Here is a 3,332-nt window from a genome sequence, read left to right as displayed (position 1 = left end):
GTGTGTTGCTCATGCCGCGATCAACCCCTCGGCCTGCATAGCGGCGCGCACCGCCGGCCGCTCGCCGATCCTCTGCATGTAGGCGGTGAGATGCGGCCAGGGATCAAGCGAAACACCGGTGACGCTGCCCCAGTTGACGACGGTGAAGAGATAGGCGTCGGCAACCGAGAAGGCCTCGCCGAGCAGATGGGGGCGCCCGTCCGAAAGCAGGCTTTCGACATTGCCGAAGCGCTTCGCCACCTGGGCCGCGGCCGCGTCCTTCGCCTCCGCGCTCGCCGTCTTGCTGAACAGTGGCGAGAATGCCTTGTGCAATTCGGACGAGATGAAGTTCAACTGTTCGTGCAGGCGGGTGCGCTCCAACGTGCCGTTGGCCGGTGCGAGCTTTGCCGCCGGAAAGCGATCTGCGATGTATTGCACGACCGCTGCACCTTCGGTGACGACATCGCCGCTCTCCAGCACCAGTGCGGGCACGTAACCCTTGGGGTTGATGGCCTTGAAATCGGCACCGGTTTCCGTGCGGTGCGTCGCGGTGTCGACCTTGACGATCTCGAAGTCGGCGCCCGCTTCACGCAGGCTGATATGGGGAGAAAGCGAGCAGGCGCCGGGGGCGTAGTAAAGCTTCATGACCAAGTTCCTTGCTGAAATCATCGTCTCCTGTCGAAGACGGGGGAACCTAAGCGCAAGCGATAACCTTTGTATATCAGATAACCTTATGTTACCTCCCTTTCCGGTTTCCCGACGGTAACTGGAAAATATGCCTATGAGCTTGAAAATCCGGAAAAATCGGGCTGCGGCCCTGCCGCCCACCTGCCCGGTCGGCGAGTGCATGGTGTTGCTCGGCGGCGCCTGGACGCCGAACATCCTCTGGTCCTTGAGCGCCGGACCGCGCCGTTTCAGCGAACTCAGGATCGATGTTCCCGGCATTTCGGCAAAGGTGCTGAGCACGCGGCTGAAGGAACTCGAGGAAAAGGGGGCGATCGACAGGCGGATCGTCCCGACTTCGCCGCCCTCGGTGGAGTATAGCTTGAGCGAACTCGGTCTGGAGTTCATTCCGGCGATCCATGCCATCGTCGAAGTCGGCCATCGGCTGAAGCAACGGCGCGAGGCCGAGCGGCTTCGTAGCGAAGGCGCTGACGGGAATGCCATGCCCGCGGCAGTCGCTGGCGCTTGACGTCTACCAGCGCCCCTTCAACGATTGCACGGCGTGCTCGATGAAGGCTCTGACTTTCGGCGTCTCGGCCTGGCGGTCGGCAAAGCAGGCGTAGAAGTCGAAGGGTTCGTGGTCGGTATTGGCCACGCCTTCGCGCGGCACGCCGCCGAAGAGCGGCACCACCAGACCCTGCTCGATCAGCGGTGCTGCGATAAAGGCGCCAAGACGGGTGATGCCGGCGCCGGCGATCGCCATTTCCGCGAGCGTGTCGATGTCGTTGCTGACGATCGTCGCTTTCAGTTCCGGTTCGAAGCGCAGGCCATCGCGGTTGAACGCCCAGCGAAAGATGCGACCGTGTCCGGCATAGCGATAGACGAGGCAATCGTGGTGGACGAGATCTTCGGGTCGTTGCGGCCGGCCGCGTCGCTCCAGATAGGAGGGCGCGGCGCAGATGATCATCGGCACGGAAGCGAGCTTGCGGGCAATCAGGCCCTGTTCGAGTTGCAGGCCGAAGCGCACGCTGATGTCGATGCCCTCTCCGATATGGTCGATTTCCCGGTCGGTGACGACGAGTTCGATCGAGACATCGGGATACCGGACGGCGAAGGACGGCACGAGCGGAGCCACGACATGGCGGCCGAAGGCGACCGATGACGCGATCTTGAGCTGTCCGCGCGGCTCAGTGCTGAGCGCGGAGACGGCTGCGGCCGCGAGTTCCAATTCGTGCACGACGCCGCGCACCCGCTCGTAATAGATCCGGCCGCTCTCGGTCAGGCCAAGCTGGCGCGTGGTGCGGCTCAGCAGCCGGCTGCCGAGTGTCCGCTCCAGCCGCGCGATGTTCTGGCTTGCCGATGCGGGCGTGATCCCCAGCTTGCGCGCGGCCGCGGCGATGCTGCCCTCTTCGACGCTTCTGACGAAACTCTCCACTCCGCGCAGCGTGTCCATAATTTCATCCATCGAATGTTTATGACTATTCGATGGTTTTGCCTATTTCTGACGAAGGTTGCAACCGCCTACCTCGCCGGCCCGTGATCCGTATAGTGCGGCCCGAAGCGAGGGGATGGTCCCCTTGGTCATTGCAGGAGAGTTTCTGATGGAAGATACACTGTCCGCTCCGCGGCTCGCGCGCAGCCGCAAGCTGCCGCCGCGCACGGCGCCCATCGCCTTCGCCTTCTTCATGTCTGCGATCATGGCGTTCTTGATGTGCTGCGTCATCGTCGGCGCCAACACCGGCATCGATGCCGGGTATCCGGCCCGCGTGCTCGGCTCCTACGCGCTCGCCATGCCCGTCGCCTTCGTTTGCGTGTTGCTCGTCCGCCCGCTGGTCGCAAGGCTCGTTGGCGCCGTCTGCCGTCTGCCTGGTTGAGCAGAGCACCGTCCCGGAAAGCCGGGACGGGCTGCCCGATGCATCGCCATGCGGATCAACGGACGGAGCCGCGATAATCCGTCGACGTGGCTGGCAAACAACATCTCCCGCTCATGCGCTCCTGTATAAAGCGTCACGTTGCTTTGGTTTTTGATCGGGAGCAGGGGTATCGTGAACAATACATATGGCAGACTTGCCTCTCATGTTTATAATTTAGACAAATATATTGGAAGGTCCTTCGGCGACGTAGAGTACTATCGGGCGCGGCTTGATGGCTGTGCCGGGCCGATTCTCGAGCCCGCCGTCGGCAACGGCCGGGCGCTGATCCCCTTGCTTGAGGCTGGCTTCGATGTCTGCGCCTTCGACGCTTCGCAGGACATGCTCGATTATTGCCGGGCCCAATGTGTCGAACGCGGGTTTGCCCCGGCATTGTCGCGCCAGATCTTTGAGAGCTTTACCTACGAGCAGCGTTTCGATGCGATCGTCGTTCCCGCCGGCTCCCTGCAATTGATCGGCGATCATGCCGTGGCGAGCGCGGTGCTGAGACGTTTCCACGATCATCTGGCGCCTGCCGGACGTTTGATCTTTGATCTCTATCCGAACGACATGGTCGCGGACCTGCAGCCGAATATCCGAAGCTGGCAGACGGAGACGGGCGACCTGCTGACGTTGAACAGCCAGCGGGTGAAGACGGACTTCATCGGCCAGACCACGGTATCGCACCTGCGCTACGACCTCTGGCAAGTGGGGAGGCTGGTATCGAGCGAGCTCGAGTTCTTCACCATGCGCTGGTGGGGTGTTCAGGAAATGGTGCTC

At 62.4% G+C, this 3,332-nt stretch carries 5 protein-coding genes; 3 read left to right on the top strand and 2 right to left on the bottom strand.

The features are described 5' to 3' along the window. Positions 1–9 precede the first annotated feature (9 nt). Positions 10–624: a glutathione transferase GstA gene (gene gstA / locus I8N66_RS16990; RefSeq protein ID WP_291155587.1), complete on the bottom strand. Its 615-nt coding sequence runs from the start codon at positions 622–624 to the stop codon at positions 10–12. Between the two features lie 136 nt (positions 625–760). Here gstA and I8N66_RS16985 point away from each other — a divergent pair, with 136 nt between their 5' ends. Next, positions 761–1,171: a helix-turn-helix domain-containing protein gene (locus tag I8N66_RS16985; RefSeq protein WP_113537875.1), complete on the top strand. Its 411-nt coding sequence runs from the start codon at positions 761–763 to the stop codon at positions 1,169–1,171. A gap of 3 nt (positions 1,172–1,174) precedes the next feature. On the opposite strand, the gene I8N66_RS16980 is transcribed toward I8N66_RS16985, so the two are convergent. Next, positions 1,175–2,095 carry a LysR family transcriptional regulator gene (locus I8N66_RS16980; protein ID WP_291155583.1) on the bottom strand — a complete coding sequence of 307 codons (921 nt, stop codon included), beginning with the start codon at positions 2,093–2,095 and terminating at the stop codon, positions 1,175–1,177. 148 nt (positions 2,096–2,243) lie between these two features. On the opposite strand from I8N66_RS16980, the gene I8N66_RS16975 reads away from it, so the two are divergent. Further along, positions 2,244–2,516: a DUF2798 domain-containing protein gene (locus tag I8N66_RS16975; RefSeq protein ID WP_291155580.1), complete on the top strand. Its 273-nt coding sequence runs from the start codon at positions 2,244–2,246 to the stop codon at positions 2,514–2,516. 171 nt (positions 2,517–2,687) lie between these two features. Then, positions 2,688–3,332 (top strand): class I SAM-dependent methyltransferase (locus I8N66_RS16970; protein ID WP_291155577.1); only part of this gene is annotated, 645 nt, incomplete at its 3' end.

Source organism: Ensifer sp. SSB1, assembly GCF_016652895.1.
GTDB lineage: Bacteria > Pseudomonadota > Alphaproteobacteria > Rhizobiales > Rhizobiaceae > Ensifer.
This window is presented reverse-complemented; position numbering and strand designations above follow the sequence as displayed.